The organism is Streptomyces sp. SUK 48 (genome assembly GCF_009650765.1).
In the GTDB taxonomy this organism is placed as follows: domain Bacteria; phylum Actinomycetota; class Actinomycetes; order Streptomycetales; family Streptomycetaceae; genus Streptomyces.
The window spans coordinates 1134646-1153061 of the sequence record NZ_CP045740.1 but is presented as its reverse complement, the minus strand read 5'-3'; the positions used below and the strand labels follow the sequence as shown (position 1 = coordinate 1153061).

Here is an 18416-nt window from a genome sequence, read left to right as displayed (position 1 = left end):
TGGTTGGTGTGAGGACTTACGAACAGGACGCGAAGACCCTCGAACTGCCCTGGCCGTTCACCGGCCGGGAGGACGAACTGGAGCTGGTGCGGGCCGCGACGGGCGCGGGCCGGCGCGGCATCGTGGTGACCGGTCCGGCCGGGCGCGGCAAGACCCGGCTGGTCACGGAGGCGGTGCGGGGCACCGAGCACGCCCGGGTGACCGGCACGCCCGAGGCCCGCCATCTGCCCCTCGCGGCGTTCGCGCACCTGCTGGCCGGCACCGGCTCGCTGCCCGGCGCGGTCCGGGACCTGTCCGGCGTCCGGCTGCTCGTGGTGGACGACGCCCATCTGCTGGACGAGGACTCCGCCGCGCTGGTCCACCAGCTGGCCGCGAACGGGCGGACCCGGCTGGTCGTGGCCGCGTGCGACGAGGCGTCGGTGCCCGGCGCGGTGTCCCGGCTGTGGACCGGGGAGCTGCTGCCCCGGCTGGCCCTCGCCCCGCTGCCCGAGGAGGACACCGCCGCCGTGCTCGCCACGGCCGGTTTCGAGGCGCTCACCGTGCGGCGGCTGCACCGGCTGTGCCGGGGCGATCTGCGGCTGCTGCGCTCCCTGGTGGCCGCGCTCGTGGCGGGGGAGGACCTGCTCGCCGTCCCCGGCACCGGTGAGCGCGCCTGGCGCGGCCCGCTGCCCCTCACCCCGGCCGTCCGCGACCGGCTCACGGCCGTGCGGGAGCGCCGCACACCCGGTGAGCGCGAGATCCTGGAGCGCCTCGCCTTCGCCGAACCGGCCCGGCCGCCGCTGTACGACCTCGACCTCGACGTCCTCGAAGGGCTGGAGTCGGCCGGTCTGATCGCCGTGGACGACGCCGGCGGGGTCGCGCTCGCCGACCCGCTGCACGGACCGGCGCTGCGGGCGGCGACCGGGCGGCTGCGGGCACGCAGGCTGAGCCGGGCCGGAGCGGACCGCGGCGCCGCCCTCGCGGCCGAACAGCGGCTCCTGGAGGAGCGGTTGGCCGAGCTGGACGTGCGGCCGGCGGCCACGCCGGTGGGGGACTGGGCGGTCGCCGAGGGGGAGCCGGTACCGGCCGGTTACGCGGCCGTACGGGCCCGCTTCGCGCGGCTGGGCGGCGCGGTGCGGGACGCCGCCGCCTGGGCGCGCGAAGGGCTGCGGTGGACGCCCAAAGACGCGGGATGCGATGCGGAACTCGCCCTGGCCGAGGCCGAGTCGGACGAATCGGGGCGCGGCTCCGCCGAGGGGGACGCGTACGCGCGCTACGGGGCCGTACGCGTCGGGGAGCCCGCCCGCGCGCTGCCCGCGGACAGTGTGCTCGCGCGGCACGCCGAGGCGCTGGCGCGCGGGGACGGGGACGCGCTGGACCGTGCCGCCACCGCCCTGGCGGAGCGCGGGTTCCTGCTGTTCGCGGCGGAGGCCCACGCCCAGGCCGTACGCGTCCACCGCGATCCCCGGGCCGGGCGCCGCTCCCGCACCCGGGCGCTCGCGCTGGCCCGCCGCTGCCAGGGCGCGCGCACCCCGGCGCTGGCCGGGCTGGTCCTCGGCGAACTCACCGCCCGGCAACGGCAGGTGGTGGCCCTGGCGGCGGCGGGCCTGAGCAACCGGGAGATCGCCGAGCGGCTGACGCTGTCCGTGCGCACGGTCGGCAACCATCTGTACAGCGCGTACACGCGGCTGGGCACGGGGGACCGGGGCGCGCTGCCCTGCCTGCTGGAGAGGTCGGCCTGACCGGACCCCCGTGCTCCCCAGCCGGCTCAGGCCGCCCCGAACGCCGCGAAGGCCCACCCCGTCGCCTGGTGCACCGTGTCGGACGGCAGGGTGGTGCGGGCGTCCCGCAGCGACTCGGCCAGCGAGAGGCCCGCGGTGAGGCCCTTGTGCAGGGCGAGCATCAGCGGGACCACCGCGGCGTCGTTGACCGGGGCGCTGCTCGCCACCACCCCGGCCGTGCCCAGCGGGAGCAACGCCGTGACCAGGCCGAGGAGTTCATCGGCGCCGACCGAGGCGAGCCGCGCGGTGTCGCAGCTGGAGAGGATGATCCGGTAGGGGCTGCGGGCCAGCCGCTCGAAGTCGTGCACGATCAGCGGGCCGTCCGACATCCGCAGCGCCGAGAACAGCGGGCTGTCGGCGCGGAAGGTGCCGTGGGCGGCGAGATGGGCGAGCCCGGCCCCGTCCAACTCGGACAGCACCCGGGGGACTTGGGCGTCGTCGCCCTCCAGCACGGTCGCCGTGCCGTAGCGGTCGGCGAGTTCGGGCACCTCGGCACCGCCGGTGGCGAGACCGGGGCCGCGCACCAGGACGGCGCGGCCGTCGACGGGCGGCTCCGTCTCCCGGGCGCGCAGCCAACTGCCCGCCGACGGCGACACGCTGAGCACCCGGTCGCGCAGCGCGGGCAGCAGCGCCCACGGCACCCGGTGCAGCGCGCCCGGCGGCACGATCACCACCGGGCCCGCGCCCAGATGCGGCACCGCCCCGGCGAGCAGCAGCTCCTGGAGCCGGGCGCCCGCCGCCTCCACCAGCGGCAGCCGCGCCTCCGCGCCCGGGTGCGCGAGCCGCCGCAGCCCGGCCTGGACGTACTCCGCCTCGGCCACCGCGTCCGCGAGCGGACCGCCGACGAACCGCCGCACCCGGCCCCGCCCGCACAGCAGCACATGCACCCGCCCCCGCACCACGGCGAGTTCGACCAGCCGGTCCTCGCCGAGCCGGTCCAGCAGCCGGGGCACGTCGAAGCGGGCGCCCTCGTGCGGGACGGAGCCGCGGATGTGCCGGGTGCGGGAGCGGATCTCCCGTTCCAGGCGCCGCTGTTCCCGCTCCAGGGCCGGCACCGCACGGCCCTCCATCCGGGACTCCTCCGCGCGGGCCGCGATCTCCCGGTACGCGGTCAGCCCGCTGAGCAGCGCCGCGTCGGCGGGCGGCCGGGTCGGCGGGGTGGACAGCACGGTCGCCCGCCAGCGCTCGCTCCACTCCAGGAGGCGCCGGGGCCGGTCGTCGCCCAGGCTCACCTCCTGGGCCAGCGCGGCCAGTTCGGCGCCCTGCGCGGTCACGTGCGCGCGCAGCTCCGAGGCGCCCAGCGTCATCCGGTGGTCGTCCAGGACGTCCAGACCGCGCCGGCACGCCTCCAGGACGCCCCGCCGGGACCCGGCCGCGCGCGCCCGCAGCGCCTGCGCCGCCCAGCCCGTCATCCGGGCCGTCGGCGGCCCTGCCCGGCGGCTGCGGGCCGCGACCGCCAGATGCCGTTCCGCGTCCGCCGTCCAGCCCAGCGCCAGCGCGATCCGGCCCGCGAGCAGCGACGCCTCGGGCGCCGCGGGCGAGCCGAAGGAGGCCAGCCGCTCGGCCACCGCCGCCGCGTCCCCGACCAGCCGCCCCGAGCGCCGCCCGGCCGCCACCCGCGCCTCGATCAGCACCAGCCGGGCGTGCGTCTCCCACCACAGCCGCCGCTGCGCCGCGAACAGCCGTACGGCGACGGCCGCGCGGGCGATCGCGGTGTGCGCGTCCCCGGCCGAACGGGCCGCCCGCGCGGCGGCCAGCAGCAGCTCGGCCTTGCGGGTCGACTGCCCGCCCAGCCGGTCCAGCAGGGCGATCGCCGCGTCCGCCTCCGCCAGCGCCTCCGGGGCGAGCCCCGCGGCCATCAGCACCTCGCAGCGCCGTACCGACAGCATGTAGGGGGGTGTGCCGAGCTTCGCGTACCGCTCCTCGGCCTCGTCGAGCAGCCGCAGCGCGAGGGGGATGTCCCCGGAGCGGAACGCGGCCAGGCCCCGGCTCTCCACCGCGTCCGCCTTGTCGTGCTCCTGGCCCGTGGTGTCCCACAGCCGCTCCGCCGCCGTGAAGTCCGCGTCGGCCCGCTCCACCGCGCCGAGCGCCAGATGCACCGTGGCCCGCAGGGTCAGCGCCCGCGCGGTCCAGATGTCGTCGCGCAGCTGTCTGAGCACCGGCAGCGCCCGCCGTACGTCCTCCAGCGCCTCCGGGTGATGCCCCAGCACCCACCAGACGTACGCCCGCCGGTACAGCACCCGGGCCCGGGTGTGCCCGGTGCCCCGCGCGACGCCCCGCTCGAAGGAGGCGAGCCCCTGCCGTGTGCGCCCCGCGTGCACCAGTGCGACCCCGAGCGTCGCCAGCACATCCGCCTCCCGGTCGGCGGACTCGGCGCGCGCGGCCAGGTCCCGGGCCCGGCGCAGATGCGTGAGCGCGATCCGCAGATCGCCGAAGTCCCGCTGCCAGATGCCGAGGACCTGGTGGGCGACGCTGGCGGGCAGCGGCGCCGGGGCGGAAGCGAGCAGCAGTTCGGCGCGCGCCCGTGCCTCGCCGGGGTCGGCGAACACCAGGGGCAGCAGTTGGAGGGCCGGCTCGCTTCCCGCTGTCACGCCTCGCATGGTAGTGGCCTGTATCAGACGGCGGACCGGCGGCTCTCACTCTTGTACGCCGCCGCACAGGGGGAGACACGGCATGGCACTTCAGCGATTTGACGAACAGTTCGCACACATCCAGCGCTCGATGCCCGACGTCCCGTTGGCCATGGGCCCGGACGACGACGCCCGTCCGCTGTACGAGAAGGGCGTCGTCCTCGCCCGGTCGGGGGAGGAGGCCCGCGCCGTGGAGGACACGGTGCGCGCCCACTTCACCGAGACCCGGGGACTGCTGCCCGACCAGGTGCGCCGCGACGGCCCGGACGGCGGCCGGAGCGGGGTCACCCGCATCCGGGTCGGCGCCCCCGACCTCGGGGACGACGTGGTGCCGCACGCCCTGGGCGCCCTGCGGGCCGCGGAGGAACGGCACGGACGCCGGCTGGTCAGCCGCAACCACGTGGTGCACATCGCGGTCAACGCCTGCCCCGGGGACGAGCCGGTGCCCATCGCGCGCTCCGCGGCGCCCAACCCGGCCGCCGCCGGCACCGGTCACGACCCCGCCACCGCCGTCCGCGTCCTGGTCGTCGACACCGGCCTGGTGCACGACCACCACGCCTACCCGCTGCTCGCCCACACCACCGGCGACAGTCAGGCCGCCGAGACCGACGGCGGCGGGCTGCTGCGCCAGTACGTCGGCCACGGCACGTTCATCGCGGGCATCCTCGCGGCCGTCGCGCCCAACACCGACATCACCGTCCGCGGCACCCTGAACGACGCGGGCGCCGTACTGGAGTCGGAGTTCGGCGCCCGGCTCTTCGCGGCCGTCGACGGGGCCGGCTGGCCCGATGTGCTCAGCCTCTCCGCGGGCAGCCCCGCCCCGGGCCTGCACGGGCTGCTCGGCCTGGACGCGTTCATGCGCGAACTGCGCCAGCAGCGCACCCTGTTGGTCGCCGCCGCCGGGAACAACGGCAGCGACGTCCCGTTCTGGCCCGCCGCCTACTCGGCGCTGCCCGAGTACGCGGACAGCGTCGTCTCCGTCGGCGCGCTGCGCTCGGACGGCGAGGGCCCCGCGTGCTTCAGCAACCACGGCCGCTGGGTCCGCGTCTTCGCCCCCGGCGAGCGCCTCACCAGCGCCCTCACCGGCTTCGGCACCCCGGTGCCGTACCTCTACCAGCACTCCACCTACGACGACTGCCGGTACGGCTTCGACTACTCCTGCACCTGCCAGTACCCGCGCCACACCGGCGCGTTGAGCGAGGCGCGGGAGAGCACCGGGGGCAAGCCGGACCAGGTGATGTTCGACGGGTTCGCGCAGTGGAGCGGCACCTCCTTCGCCACCCCGGTCGCCGCGGGGCTCGTCGCCGCCCTGATGACGTCCGAGCGCGAGCGCGATCCGCGCACGGCGGGCGCCCGGCTGCTGGCGGACGCCACCCACCGCACCGATGTCCGCGGCGCGAAGGTGCGCGCGCTCCGGCCGCCCACCTGGCGTCCGGTCCCGGTCACGGCCCCGGCGCTGCCCGCGTGAGCGCCGGAACCCTCCGCTCCACGGCGTACCATGACGAGCCCTATACGAGGGGTGGAGCCGTGGACCGAACAGAGGTCGGTGCGCTCGTCCGGTCCGCCGTCGACGGGGACGCCGCGGCCTGGAAGGCACTGGTGGAGGGCATGAGTCCGCTGGTGTGGTCGGTGGTGCGCGCCCACCGGCTCTCCGACGCGGACGGGCACGAGGTCTACCAGACCGTGTGGTTCCGCTTCGCCCAGCATCTGGGGCGGATCAGGGAACCGGACAAGACCGGCGCCTGGCTGGCGAGCACCGCCCGCCACGAATGCCTGAAGGTCATCAAGGGTATGACGCGGCTCACCCTTACGGATGATCCGCACGTCCTGGACCGGGCGAGCGACGACCGTACGCCGGAGCAGACACTGATCGACTCCGAGGAGGCGGCGGACCGGGCCGAACGGGTCCGCCGCCTGTGGCAGGAGCTGGACGAACTGGGCGAGCGCTGCCGTCAGTTGCTGCGCGTGCTGGTGTCCTCGCCGCCGCCCAGCTATGTGGAGATCTCGGCCGCGCTCGGCATCGCGGTCGGCAGCATCGGCCCCCTGCGCCAGCGCTGTCTGCGCCGGCTGCGGGCCCGGATGGACCAACGGGGTGCGGCATGAACAAGGACAACGGGTTCCCGTACGACGACGCGGACGGGGACGGTGACGAGTCCGAGGACGCGCTCATCGCGGACGCGCTGCTGGAGGAGGAGCTGCGACAGGCGGCGGCGGTCCTCGACCCGGTGCCCGACTTCCTGCGCCAACTCGCGCTGGAGGCTTACGTCTTGCACGATCTGGACGCGCGGATCGCCGAGCTGACCTTCGACTCGCTGGTGGACGCGCTGCCGGTGCGCGGGGTCACGGACGCGCCGCGCATGCTGACGTTCCGCGCGGGCGCGCTCACCGTCGACGTCGAGGTCACCGGGGACGGGCTGATCGGGCAGGTGCTGCCGCCGGGTTCGGCGCGGATCGAGGTGCTCGGCGGTCCGGGTGCCGCCCGCCCGGTCGCCGTGGACACCCTCGGCCGCTTCACCAGCGACGATCCGCCCTCCGGGCCCTTCGCCCTGCGGCTGCGCACCGGCACGGAGGTGATCGTCACGGAGTGGCTGCGGGCCTGAGCGGGGACCGGCTCACCAGGTCGCCGGGAGGGTGCGCGGCCCCCGGATCATCGTCTGCCGCCGCCACCGGACCTCCTCGGGCGGCACGGCGAGGCGCAGCCCCGGCAGCCGGTCGAGGAGCGTGTCCACCAGCAGTTCCAGCTGGAGGCGGGCCAGGACCGCGCCGGTGCAGTAGTGGTGGCCGTTGCCGAAGGCGACCTGCGGGTTGGGGTCCCGGTCCGGGGCGATGCCGTCCGGGTCCGGGAAGACCTCCGGGTCGCGGTTGGCGGCCAGGTAGGAGACGTAGACCGCCTCGCCCGCGGCGATCCGGTGCCCGGCGATCTCCACGTCCTCCAGCGCGATCCGGGCGAGCCCGACGGTGCTGCGGTGCGGAATCCAGCGCAGCAGCTCGTCGAGGACCGGGCCGCGTTCGCCGGGCCGCGCGCGCACGCGCGCCATCAGCTCCGGCCGGGTCAGCATCAGATAGAGCATCTGCCCGCAGTTGTGGGTGACCGCCTCGCCGCCGATCTGCAGCGGACCGGCGAGCCCGACGGCCTCCTCCTCGCCGATCTCACCGCGCGCCACGGCGCCCCCGAGCAGCGAGTAGACGTCCTCGCCGGCGCTGCGGGCGCGGGCCCGGACGATCTCGGTGATCCAGCCGTACAGGCCGTTCTTGGCCCGGTCGGCCGCCTCCGCGCCCCCGCACAGGGAGATGATCTGCCGGGTCCACTCGTGCACCTGGTCCCGGTCGGTCTCGGGGACGCCCATCACCTCGCTGACGACGTACAGCGGGAACGGCTCCAGCACCCGCTCGACCAGGTCGGCGGGCGGGCCCTCGCGGACCATCGCGTCCACCAGCTCGTCCAGGATCTCCTGGGCGCGGGGCCGCAGCCGCTTCATCGCGCCGACCGTGAAGGCGCCGGCGACGGACTTGCGCAGCCGGTTGTGGTCCGGCTGGTCGGCCCAGGCGAGCGAGCCGGGGCGGGGCGCGAAGTGCGGCGCCAGCCGGGTGACCCGGCCGCGGGCGACCTCCGCGCGGCTGAACCGGGGATCGTTCGTGATCAGCTTCACGTGTTCGTAGCGGGTGGCCAGCCAGGCCCAGCCCTCCCCGAACGGCAGCCGTATTCGGGTCAGCGGTCCCTCGCGCACCAGCCCCGCGAGCACCGGATCGAACTCGGTGCCGTCCAGATCGAGCGCGGGCCAGTCCCGCACGGGGGGCGGTTCCTGGCCGGTGGGTGCGCTGGTCTCCATGGTCGTCATGCCCTCCACGATGGGGCGGGGCGGGGCGGGTGTCGTGCGGGACTGCTCCAGGCGGAGGGTGCGCGGGCCCCCGGCCGGCGTGGCTGCGGGCATGTCGGCCGGGCTTGGTCAGGACGCGTCGGTCGTGCTCGGCCAAGGCGCGTCGGCCGTGCTCGGCTAAGGCGCGTCGGCCGGGCCCGGCTGGGGCGCGTCGACCGGGGCCGGCCGGGGCGCGTCGGCCGGGCCCGGTGAGAGCGCGTCGACCAGGGTGGCCAGCGCCGCCGCGAGCCGGTCGAGCCCCGCTCCGGCCGGTCCGCCGGGCTCCCGCATATAGGTGTCCCGCCGGATCTCGATCATCAGCGCCTCGACGCGGGGATCGGTGCCGTAGTACTCCAGCGGCACATAGGTCCCGGCGAACGGGCTGTCCAGGCCCGTCTCCCCGCACCCCGCGAACGCCTCGCGGGCGGCGGCGAGCAGCGCCGGCGGGGTGTGGAAGGGGTTGGTGCCCAGGCACACCGGCGGGCGCGGGCCGTCCCCGTGCAGCTCGTAGGGGAGCGCCCGCGCCGGATAGGAGTGCACATCCACGATCACGGCCCGCCCGGTCGCCGCCAGCCGCCCGGCCACGGCCCGCGTCATGGCCTCGGCGTACGGCCGGAAGTACCGCTCGACCAACGGCCCCGGGTCGGTGTCCGCGGGCCGCAGCTCCGCGCGGTGCGTGGTCCGCGTGTACACCGCGCCCATCCCTACGGCGAGCATCTCCTCCCGCTCGTCCGGGAACCGCTCCGGATCCACCACCAGCCGCGACAGCCGGTTCACGAACCGCCATGGCAGCCGCCCGGCCGCCCCCGCCGCCCGCCCCGCGAGCTCCGCGGTGTGCGCGTCCGTGATGTGGTCCAACTCCCGCTCCAGCGCGGCGTCGTCCAGCACGATCCCGTCCCGGACATCGCCGGGGATCGCGCGGGCGGAGTGCGGCACGTGCAGCAGCACGGGGGAGTCGGGGGCGCCGGGAAAGAGGCGGAAGGAGGTCACGGCTGCTCCGGTGGGCCGACGGTACGGTGCACCTCACCATGCCATGGCCTCAGCCCAGCAACTCACGCACCAGTGATCCCACTTGCTCCGTCTCGATCAGGAAGCCGTCGTGTCCGTACGGCGATTCCACCACCCGGGTCCGGTCCGCGCCCGGGATCGCGGCGGCCAGTTCGTGCTGCTGGGCGAGGGGGTAGAGGCGGTCGGAGTCGACCCCGGCGACCAGCGTGGGGGCCGTGACGCGGGCGAGCGCCGGGCGCAGGCCGCCCCGGGAGCGGCCGGCGTCATGGGCGTTCATCGCCTCCGTGAGCACGGCGTAACTCGCCGCGTCGAAGCGTCGTACCAGCTTCTCGGCGTGATGGTCCAGATAGGAGTCCACCTGGTAACGGCCGCCCCGCCAGGGGTTCTCGGCGTCCTGCGGGGCCCGGCCGAAGCGGGTGGCCAGTTCCGGCTCGCTGCGGTAGGTGACATGGGCGAGGCGGCGGGCGAGGCCGAGGCCGGTGTGCGGACCGCGGGCCGCATCGTGGTAGTCGCCGCCCCGCCAGTCGGGGTCGGTGCGGATCGCGCGCAGCTGGATGCCCGCCCAGGCGATCTGCTCCGCGCTCGCCGCCCCCGTCGTGGCGAGCAGCAGCAGCGCCCCGGTGCGCTCCGGGTACGACGCGGCCCACTCCACCGCCCGCATCCCGCCCATCGAGCCGCCCGCCACCAGGGCCCAGCGGCCGATGCCGAGCGCGTCCGCGAGGGCCGCCTCCGCCGCGACCTGGTCGCGCTGGGTGAGGAACGGGAAGGCGCCGCCCCACGCCCGCCTGCCGTCCGGACGCGCCGAGGACGGCCCGGTGCTGCCCTGGCAGCCGCCCAGCACATTGGGGGCCACCACGAACCACCGGTCGGTGTCCAGCGGCCGCCCGGGCCCGACCAGCGTGTCCCACCAGCCGGGCGTGGGATGCCCCGGCCCGGCGGGACCGGCGACATGGCTGTCGCCGGTCAGCGCGTGCAGCACCAGCACCGCGTTGGACGCGTCCGGTGCGAGCCGCCCCCATGTCTCGAACGCCAGCCGTACGCCGGGCAGTTCACCCCCCGCCTCCAGCGGCAGCGGCCGGTCGGCCGTGAACCACCGCCGGCGGCCCGGCGGGTCCCCCTCCCGCCAGGCCCCGGTGGCCGGCACCCGCTCCGTCGCCGTGACCGCGCCCACCTACGCGCCCTTCGCCGCGCGGAAACCGGCCTCCAGATCCGCCTTCAGATCGGCCAGGTTCTCGATGCCGACCGACAGCCGCACGAGGCCCGGCGCCGTGCCGGTGGCCGTCGCCTCCTCCTCGGTGAGCTGACTGTGCGTGGTGGACGCCGGGTGGATGATCAGGCTGCGTACGTCGCCGATGTTCGCGAGATGGCTGAACAGCTCGACCGCGTCCACGAACCGCTTGCCCGCCTCGATCCCGCCGCGCAGCTCGAAGGAGACGATGGCACCGGCCCCGCGCGGCAGGTACCTCTGCCCGGCCTCGTACCACGGGCTGGACTCCAGTCCCGCGTAGTGGACGCGCTCCACCTCGTCCCGCCGCTCCAGCCACTCGGCGAGCGCCTGCGCGTTGGCGGTGTGCCGCTCCAGGCGCAGGCTCAGCGTCTCCACGCCCTGGAGCAGCAGGAACGCGGAGTGCGGGGCGAGCGCCGGGCCGAGGTCGCGCAGCAGCTGCACCCGCAGCTTCACCGCGAAGGCGCCCGGTCCGAGGGCCGGCCAGTAGCGCAGCCCGTGGTAGCTCGGGTCCGGCTCGCTGAAGTCCGGGAACCGGTCCGGGTGGGCGCCGAAGTCGAAGGTGCCGCCGTCCACCACCACGCCCGCGACCGCGGTGCCGTGCCCGCCGAGGAACTTGGTCGCCGAGTGCACCACGATGTCCGCGCCGTGCTCGATCGGCCGCAGCAGGTACGGGGTCGGCACGGTGTTGTCCACGATCAGCGGCACCCCGGCCGCGTGCGCCACGTCGGCGACCGCCCGTACGTCCAGCACATTGCCGCGCGGGTTGCCGAGCGACTCGGCGAACAGTGCCTTGGTGGTGGGCCGGATCGCCGCCTGCCATGCCTCCGGGTCGTCCGGGTCGTCAACGAACGACACCTCGATGCCGAGCCGCGCCAGCGTGTGCCGGAAGAGGTTGTACGTGCCGCCGTACAGCGCCGTGCTGGAGACGATGTGGTCGCCGGCGCCCGCCAGGGTCAGGATCGCCAGGGTCTCCGCGGCCTGCCCGGAGGCCAGCGCGACGGCCCCGACCCCGCCCTCCAGCGCGGCGATCCGCTGCTCGAACACGTCCGTGGTGGGGTTGTGGATGCGGGTGTAGATGTTGCCGGGCTCGGCCAGCGAGAACAGGTCGGCCGCGTGCTGGGTGTCGCGGAACACGAACGAGGTGGTCTGGTAGACGGGGGTGGCCCGTGCGCCGGTCGCGGGGTCGGGGGCGGCGCCCGCGTGGATCTGCTTCGTCTCGAAGGACCAGGCGGCGGTGTCGGGCTGCGTGCTCATGGTGCGGGCTCCTCGTGCGCGGGAGGCGGTGACGTGGCACGAGGCAACCACGCGCTCTTCTCGGCCGACAGGCTTACGCGCGAGGCGCCATGAGGACGTCATGGACGACACGCGGCCGCAATGTTCCCGACACGGGGCGCGGTTCGGGCGGTCGGCCATACGGACGACCGGGGCGAACGTCCATCCGGCGCGCCCGCAGTGATCGTCCCGGCCGGGTACCGGTTGTCACCGTCCCGTCACAGCCGTGGGGGGCAGTGAAACCCGGTGCCCCGGACCGCTATCTCCCTCGATGTCAGCAGAACTTCACAGCAGAGGAAGCCCGATGAACCACCGTCACGTCTCCGCCGCACTCGTCGCCGCCTCGGCCGCGGCCCTCCTCGCCACCACGTGCGGGACCGCCGGCGCCGCCCCGCAGGAGGGGACCAAGGCCGCTGCCGGGGCCACCACCTGGAAGCCGTGCCACCTGCCCGCCGGCCGGCACTTCCTGAAGCTGGACTCCGCCAAGAACGTCAAGGGCAAGGCCGTCGTGCGGGTCACCCCGCAGACGTGCAAGGTGAACACGAGGAACGACGAGGACGTCGTCTACACCGCGAGCGGCGCCGCCCGCTCGCTCGGCTTCGCGCCGGGCGCCACCGTCGAGGTGCTGCGCGACACCACGAGCGTGAAGGTCGCCCCGACGTGGCTGGCCGGCCACAAGCTCGCCAACACCCCGTACTTCTCCTACCACGTGAACGCCAAGGGCCAGATCACCGCGCTGTCGGAGATCTACCACCCGTAAGCCGGAACGGCACCGCGCCCCACCGCCCGGCGAGGGCGGTGGGGCGCGGTGCCGTGGTGGGCCTGACTCAGCTCAGCGAAGCCAGCGCGGCGTTCCAGGTGGCCGACGGACGCATCACCGCGTCCGCCTTCTCCTGGTCGACGCGGTAGTAGCCGCCGAGGTCGGCCGCGTCGCCCTGGACGCCGTTCAGCTCGGCCACGATCTTCTGCTCGTCCGCCGCGAGGGACTCGGCGAACGGCGCGAACGCCTTGGCCAGGTCGGCGTCGTCGGTCTGCTTGGCCAGCTCCTGCGCCCAGTACAGGGACAGGTAGAAGTGGCTGCCGCGGTTGTCGATGCCGCCGAGGCGACGGGTCGGGGACTTGTCCTCGTTGAGGAAGGTCGCGGTCGCGCGGTCCAGGGCGTCGGCCAGGACCTTGGCGCGGGTGTTGCCGGTGGCCGCGGCGTACTGCTCCAGGGAGGGTACGAGCGCGAAGAACTCGCCGAGCGAGTCCCAGCGCAGGTAGTTCTCCTTGACCAGCTGCTGGACGTGCTTGGGCGCGGAGCCGCCGGCACCCGTCTCGAACAGGCCGCCGCCCGCCATCAGCGGGACGACCGACAGCATCTTGGCGCTGGTGCCCAGCTCCAGGATCGGGAACAGGTCGGTCAGGTAGTCGCGCAGCACGTTGCCGGTGACCGAGATGGTGTTCTCGCCGCGGCGGATGCGCTCCACCGACAGCTTGGTGGCCTCGATCGGGGACAGGATCCGGATGTCCAGGCCCTCGGTGTCGTGCTCCGGCAGGTACTCCTTGACCTTGGCGATCAGCTGCGCGTCGTGGGCGCGGTGCTCGTCCAGCCAGAACACGGCCGGGTCGCCGGTGGCGCGGGCACGGGTGACGGCGAGCTTGACCCAGTCGCGGATCGGGTCGTCCTTGGTCTGGCAGGCGCGGAAGATGTCGCCCCGGGCCACGGTCTGCTCCAGGACCACGTCGCCGGCCGCGTCGACCAGGCGGACCGTGCCGTCGGCCGGGATCTCGAAGGTCTTGTCGTGGGAGCCGTACTCCTCGGCCTTCTGCGCCATGAGGCCGACGTTCGGCACCGAGCCCATGGTGGACGGGTCGAAGGCGCCGTTGGCGCGGCAGTCCTCGATCACGGCCTGGTAGACGCCGGAGTAGCTGTGGTCCGGCAGCACCGCGAGGGTGTCGTGCTCCTGGCCGTCCGCGCCCCACATGTGGCCGGAGGTGCGGATCATCGCGGGCATGGAGGCGTCCACGATGACGTCCGAGGGGACGTGCAGGTTGGTGATGCCCTTGTCGGAGTCGACCATGGCCAGCGCCGGGCCGTCGGCCAGCTCGGCATCGAAGGACGCCTTGATCTCGGCACCCTCGGGCAGGTTCTCCAGGCCCTTGTAGATGCCGCCGAGGCCGTCGTTCGGGGAGAGACCGGCCGCCTTCAGCGTCTCGCCGTACTTCGCGAAGGTCTTCGGGAAGAAGGTGCGCACCACGTGACCGAAGATGATCGGGTCGGAGACCTTCATCATCGTGGCCTTCAGGTGCACGGAGAACAGCACGCCCTCCTGCTTGGCGCGGGCGACCTGCGCGGCGAGGAACTCGTTGAGGGCGGCGGCGCGCAGCACGGCGGCGTCCACGACCTCACCGGCGACGACCTTGAGCGGCGCGCGCAGCTCGGTGGTCGTGCCGTCGGCGCCGACCAGCTCGAAGCGCAGGGTGGTGTCCTCGGCGATCACCGTGGACTTCTCGGTGCTGGCGAAGTCGTTGTCGCCCATGGTCGCCACGTTGGTCTTGGACTCGGCGGTCCAGGCGCCCATGCGGTGCGGGTGGGTCTTGGCGTAGTTCTTCACCGAGGCCGGGGCGCGGCGGTCGGAGTTGCCCTCACGCAGGACCGGGTTGACGGCCGAGCCCTTGATCTTGTCGTAGCGGGCGCGGATCTCGCGCTCCTCGTCCGACTTCGGGTCGTCCGGGTAGTCCGGCAGCGCGTAGCCCTGGCTCTTCAGCTCGGCGACGGCGGCCTTGAGCTGCGGGATGGACGCCGAGATGTTCGGCAGCTTGATGATGTTGGCCGAAGGGGTCTTGGCGAGCTCGCCCAGCTCGGTCAGCGCGTCCGCGATCCGCTGGTCCTCGTTCAGGTATTCCGGGAATACGGCGATGATGCGCCCGGCCAGCGAGATGTCGCGGGTCTGCACGGGCACACCGGCCTGCGAGGCGTACGCCCGGACCACCGGCAGGAACGAATGCGTCGCCAGGGCCGGGGCCTCGTCTGTGTACGTGTAGATGATGGTCGAGTCAGTCACCGGGTGCTCCGCTCCACGTCTGCAACATTGCTCGACATCAAGATATCTCGTGCCGGGGGCGGGCTCGACAGGGGTGGCGCCCGGGGCCGCTGTTTTCCGCCGACCGGCCGCCCTGCCTGGTCAGCCGCCCCCGCTCGGCTCCCCGCCCCGCGGGTGAGCTCGCGCTCGATCCAGCGGCAGATCACCTCCACGACGTACAGGTGTTCGGCCCTGCTGAGCTGCCGTCCCTTGGGGATGCCGTGCAGCCGGAGCAGGCAGTTCCGGCAGCAGGTGGCGGTCGTGTGCTGCGCCACGAAGACGGGGTGGCCCCGGTACGGCGTCTGCTTCCCGTCCTTGTACGGCTCGGCCGGCGCGAGCCGCTTCGCGACCAGGTCATAGGCGTGCCACCTGAGCGTGGCCGCCCCCTTCTCCCCGGCGGTGACCCGCTCCGGGCCGCGCAGATGAAATCGGGCCCGGAACGGCTGCCGGGCGAGCGCGTCGAGCCGCTGATCGAGGGGGTGGGGGTCGGGTGAAACGGTCATAACGGTACGAGGGTACGGGGTGGGGTGATGATCGTGCCGGGCGCGGGGGCGGATTCCGGATCGGGGGGTGGCCGCCCCCTGGCGAGGGACTGGTGGCCGGGTGGCCGGCTTCCGTATCCGCCCGGCCGATCGCTCCACCGCCCGGCTCGCGCGATCGCTCCGTGCCGCGAAGCCGCGTCGGCGACCGCCGCCGTGACCCGATCCCGCGTTCGTGGCGGAATTTGGCCTGCCCCCGGCCCCGTGATCAGCCGCCCCCGTCGGGCCGTCGGCCCCCTATTCGGCGGCCTCCCGTGACACGCTCTCCGCGGTCCGTTGCTGGGGGATCGTGAAGGAGCCCTGCTGGATGGCGACCGTGCGGACCGGGGAGGGGATGTGGATGTTCTCCTGCTGGTAGCGGCGGTGCAGGCGTTTGATGAATTCGTGTTTGATCCGGTACTGGTCGCTGAACTCGCCGATGCCGAGGATCACCGTGAAGCCGATGCGGGAGTCGCCGAAGGTGTGGAAGCGGATCGCGGGCTCGTGGTCCGGCAGGGCGCCCGGCACCTTGTGCATGACCTCCATGACCACCTCGGCGGTCACCCGCTCCACGTGCTCCAGGTCGGCGTCGTAGCTCACACCCACCTGGACCGGCACCGTGAGCCGCTGCTCGGGCCGGGTGTAGTTGGTCATGTTGGCCTTGGCGAGCTGGCCGTTGGGGATCACCACCAGGTTGTTGGACAGCTGGCGGACCGTCGTCTGACGCCAGTTGATGTCGACGACGTACCCCTCCTCACCGCTGCTGAGCTGGATGTAGTCGCCCGGCTGGACGGTCTTGGACGCCAGGATGTGGACGCCGGCGAAGAGGTTCGCGAGGGTGTCCTGAAGCGCGAGCGCCACCGCCAGACCGCCGACGCCCAGCGCGGTGAGCAGCGGCGCTATGGAGATCCCCAGCGTCTGGAGCACCACCAGGAAGCCGATCGCCAGGACCAGCACCCGGGTGATGTTGACGAAGATGGTCGCCGAGCCCGCCACCCCTGAGCGCGACTGGGTGAACGTGTGCACCAGACCGGTGATGACCCGCGCCGCGGACAGCGTGGCCACGAGGATCAGCCAGACCTCCAGCACCTGATCGGTGTGGTGCTGCACGGACCTGGTGAGGGGCAGCACGATCGCCGCGGCCGCCACCCCCGCCGCGATCAGCGCCCACGGCACGATCGAGCGCAGCGCGTCCACGATGATGTCGTCACCGCTCCAGCGGGTCCGCTTGGCGTGCTTGGCGAGCCAGCGCAGCAGCGAACGGGAGAGGAAGGCGGCCACCAGGCCCGCCGCGACCGCGATGCCGGCGACCACCGCGTCGTCCAGGGTCAGCGCACGGTTCACCGCTCACCTCCGGAACCCATGATTCCGGCGGAGCGCCGTATGCGAGGTCTCGTCACGTTGTCACCTGCTCGATGTGCGGGAAATGCGGGACGTGCGAACGTGCCGGCCCCGGAACTGCGGTGACCGGCACGAGCGTTCATCCTGCCGTATCCGGAACCCTCCCCTTCACCAGGGCGGCTGAGGCGCCGGGGCCTTCGATCAGATGATGCCCTCGGCGAGTTCGGCCTGGTCGCGGTCGCTGCCGTACGCCGCCGTCGGGGTGCCGTACGAGCGGCGGGCGACGTACCACCAGACGCTGGCGAGGAGGAGGACGACGGCCAGGGCCACGGCCGCGTAGTTCATCGTGCCGACGGTGACCGGCGAGGACTGCGGTAGGCAGAACAGGACCGTGACGCACGCCACCCAGCCGACCGCGACCCAGCCGACCGGCCTGCTCCACCGGCCCAGGTGCCAGGGCCCGCGCCGGAACCGGTCGCCCGCCCGCAGCCGCAGCAGCACCGGGATGGCGTACGCGGGGGTGATGCCGATGACGTTGATGGCGGTCACCGCGTTGTACGCCGTCGCCGAGTACAGCGACGGCAGCGCGAGGACCCCGGCGACCCCGACCGACAGCCATACGGCGGCCACCGGGGTCTGGGTGCGGCCGCTGACCCTGCGCCACAGCCGGGAGCCGGGCAGCGCGCCGTCCCTGCTGAACGCGAACACCATCCGGCTGGCCGCCGCGACCTCGGCGTTCCCGCAGAACAGCTGGGCCACGATCACCACCAGCAGCAGCGCCTTCGCGCCGCCGGTGCCGAGCCCGTCCAGCAGGATCTGCGCGGGCGGCACCCCGGTGGGCGTGGTGCGGGTGGCGTCGTAGTCCTGGATGGCGAAGGTGAGCCCGGCCAGCAGCACGAAGCCCGCGAGCCAGGAGACCCAGATGGCCCGGACGATGCCCCTGGCCGCGGACACCGAGGCGCGCGAGGTCTCCTCGGAGAGATGGGCGGAGGCGTCGTAGCCGGAGAAGGTGTACTGGGCGAGCAGCAGGCCGATCGCGGCGACGTAGACCGGGTTCGACCAGCCGGTCTCGTTGACGAACGTGGTGAACACGAAGGACGGCGAACGGTGGTGGTCGGGCACGATCGCGAGCGCGCCGACGATCAGCGCGACGCCCGCCAGGTGCCACCAGACGCTGACCGAGTTGAGCAGGCTGACGACGCGGACGCCGAACAGGTTCAGCACCGCGTGCAGCAGGAGGACGGCGCCGAAGATCAGCATCGTCCGGCCCGGCGTCGGCACGAAGCCCCACTGGAGGTTGGCGAACGCGCCGGTGAACAGGGCGGCGCCGTAGTCGATCCCGGCGATCGCGCCGAGCAGCCCGAGCAGGTTCAGCCAGCCCGTGTACCAGCCCCAGCGGCGGCCGCCGAGCCGGTCGGCCATGTAGTACAGGGCGCCCGAGGTCGGATACGCGCTGGTGACCTCGGCGAGCGCGAGCCCGACGCAGAGCACGAACAGTCCGACGCCGGCCCAGCCCCACAGCATCACGGCGGGGCCGCCCGTGTTCAGGCCGAACCCGTACAGGGTCATGCAGCCGGACAGGATCGAGATCACCGAGAAGCTGATCGCGAAATTGCCGAAACCGCCCATCCGGCGGGCGAGTACGGGTCGGTAGCCGAGTTCGCGCAGGCGCCGCTCCTCGTCCTGCTGGGGCAGCTCCGCGGTGGGGGACATGGGTGACCTCCGGGGGTGGGGGAC

General features: G+C 74.0%; 14 protein-coding genes. 5 read left to right on the top strand and 9 right to left on the bottom strand.

Going from position 1 to position 18416, the window contains the following annotated elements; genetic code table 11:
* Window positions 1–8: 8 nt before the first annotated feature.
* A complete protein-coding gene (locus tag GHR20_RS04860) occupies window positions 9–1721 on the top strand; it encodes a LuxR C-terminal-related transcriptional regulator (protein ID WP_153812361.1) in 1713 nt (570 codons plus the stop codon).
* Between the two features lie 26 nt (window positions 1722–1747).
* On the opposite strand, the gene GHR20_RS04855 is transcribed toward GHR20_RS04860, so the two are convergent.
* On the bottom strand, window positions 1748–4360 hold the full coding sequence (locus GHR20_RS04855; protein WP_153812360.1) for a CHAT domain-containing tetratricopeptide repeat protein: 2613 nt from the start codon (window positions 4358–4360) through the stop codon (window positions 1748–1750).
* A 73-nt stretch (window positions 4361–4433) separates the two neighbouring features.
* Here GHR20_RS04855 and GHR20_RS04850 point away from each other — a divergent pair, with 73 nt between their 5' ends.
* The 3 genes from GHR20_RS04850 to GHR20_RS04840 are packed head-to-tail and all read left to right on the top strand — an operon-like array spanning window position 4434 to window position 6990.
* A complete protein-coding gene (locus GHR20_RS04850) occupies window positions 4434–5858 on the top strand; it encodes a S8/S53 family peptidase (RefSeq protein WP_153812359.1) in 1425 nt (474 codons plus the stop codon).
* A 59-nt stretch (window positions 5859–5917) separates the two neighbouring features.
* Complete coding sequence (locus GHR20_RS04845; protein WP_111584225.1) at window positions 5918–6493, top strand: sigma-70 family RNA polymerase sigma factor; 576 nt, start codon at window positions 5918–5920, stop codon at window positions 6491–6493.
* The gene (locus tag GHR20_RS04840; protein WP_202440154.1) at window positions 6490–6990 is read left to right on the top strand and encodes a hypothetical protein; all 501 of its coding nucleotides are present in this window, start codon (window positions 6490–6492) and stop codon (window positions 6988–6990) included. Before GHR20_RS04845 ends, GHR20_RS04840 begins: the two co-directional genes overlap by 4 nt.
* A gap of 12 nt (window positions 6991–7002) precedes the next feature.
* Here GHR20_RS04840 and GHR20_RS04835 read toward each other — a convergent pair whose 3' ends face one another.
* The 4 genes from GHR20_RS04835 to GHR20_RS04820 form a co-directional block, all read right to left on the bottom strand.
* Window positions 7003–8229 carry a cytochrome P450 gene (locus tag GHR20_RS04835; protein WP_153815836.1) on the bottom strand — a complete coding sequence of 409 codons (1227 nt, stop codon included), beginning with the start codon at window positions 8227–8229 and terminating at the stop codon, window positions 7003–7005.
* 156 nt (window positions 8230–8385) lie between these two features.
* Complete coding sequence (locus GHR20_RS04830) at window positions 8386–9237, bottom strand: N-formylglutamate amidohydrolase (protein ID WP_153812358.1); 852 nt, start codon at window positions 9235–9237, stop codon at window positions 8386–8388.
* A gap of 49 nt (window positions 9238–9286) precedes the next feature.
* A complete protein-coding gene (locus GHR20_RS04825) occupies window positions 9287–10426 on the bottom strand; it encodes a homoserine O-acetyltransferase (protein WP_153812357.1) in 1140 nt (379 codons plus the stop codon).
* Window positions 10427–11737: a bifunctional o-acetylhomoserine/o-acetylserine sulfhydrylase gene (locus GHR20_RS04820; protein WP_153812356.1), complete on the bottom strand. Its 1311-nt coding sequence runs from the start codon at window positions 11735–11737 to the stop codon at window positions 10427–10429.
* 322 nt (window positions 11738–12059) lie between these two features.
* Here GHR20_RS04820 and GHR20_RS04815 point away from each other — a divergent pair, with 322 nt between their 5' ends.
* A complete protein-coding gene (locus GHR20_RS04815) occupies window positions 12060–12515 on the top strand; it encodes a hypothetical protein (protein WP_153812355.1) in 456 nt (151 codons plus the stop codon).
* Window positions 12516–12582: 67 nt separating this feature from the next.
* On the opposite strand, the gene GHR20_RS04810 is transcribed toward GHR20_RS04815, so the two are convergent.
* The 4 genes from GHR20_RS04810 to GHR20_RS04795 all read right to left on the bottom strand — a co-directional run bounded on the left by GHR20_RS04810 (window position 12583) and on the right by GHR20_RS04795 (window position 18392).
* Window positions 12583–14802 carry an NADP-dependent isocitrate dehydrogenase gene (locus tag GHR20_RS04810; RefSeq protein ID WP_153812354.1) on the bottom strand — a complete coding sequence of 740 codons (2220 nt, stop codon included), beginning with the start codon at window positions 14800–14802 and terminating at the stop codon, window positions 12583–12585.
* The gene (locus GHR20_RS04805; RefSeq protein ID WP_194858809.1) at window positions 14799–15323 is read right to left on the bottom strand and encodes a DUF4186 domain-containing protein; all 525 of its coding nucleotides are present in this window, start codon (window positions 15321–15323) and stop codon (window positions 14799–14801) included. Before GHR20_RS04805 ends, GHR20_RS04810 begins: the two co-directional genes overlap by 4 nt.
* A gap of 273 nt (window positions 15324–15596) precedes the next feature.
* Window positions 15597–16682 carry a mechanosensitive ion channel family protein gene (locus GHR20_RS04800; protein WP_153812353.1) on the bottom strand — a complete coding sequence of 362 codons (1086 nt, stop codon included), beginning with the start codon at window positions 16680–16682 and terminating at the stop codon, window positions 15597–15599.
* 198 nt (window positions 16683–16880) lie between these two features.
* A complete protein-coding gene (locus GHR20_RS04795; protein ID WP_153812352.1) occupies window positions 16881–18392 on the bottom strand; it encodes an amino acid permease in 1512 nt (503 codons plus the stop codon).
* Window positions 18393–18416 lie beyond the last annotated feature (24 nt).

What these genes read in the sequence shown, in the direction of transcription:
- GHR20_RS04815 (WP_153812355.1), top strand. Translation starts at nt 12,060, where the DNA reads ATGAACCACCGTCACGTCTCCGCCGCACTCGTCGCCGCCTCGGCCGCG.
- GHR20_RS04840 (WP_202440154.1), top strand. Translation starts at nt 6,490, where the DNA reads ATGAACAAGGACAACGGGTTCCCGTACGACGACGCGGACGGGGACGGT.
- GHR20_RS04855 (WP_153812360.1), bottom strand. Translation starts at nt 4,360, where the DNA reads ATGCGAGGCGTGACAGCGGGAAGCGAGCCGGCCCTCCAACTGCTGCCC.
- GHR20_RS04805 (WP_194858809.1), bottom strand. Translation starts at nt 15,323, where the DNA reads ATGACCGTTTCACCCGACCCCCACCCCCTCGATCAGCGGCTCGACGCG.
- GHR20_RS04835 (WP_153815836.1), bottom strand. Translation starts at nt 8,229, where the DNA reads ATGACGACCATGGAGACCAGCGCACCCACCGGCCAGGAACCGCCCCCC.
- GHR20_RS04795 (WP_153812352.1), bottom strand. Translation starts at nt 18,392, where the DNA reads ATGTCCCCCACCGCGGAGCTGCCCCAGCAGGACGAGGAGCGGCGCCTG.
- GHR20_RS04850 (WP_153812359.1), top strand. Translation starts at nt 4,434, where the DNA reads ATGGCACTTCAGCGATTTGACGAACAGTTCGCACACATCCAGCGCTCG.
- GHR20_RS04820 (WP_153812356.1), bottom strand. Translation starts at nt 11,737, where the DNA reads ATGAGCACGCAGCCCGACACCGCCGCCTGGTCCTTCGAGACGAAGCAG.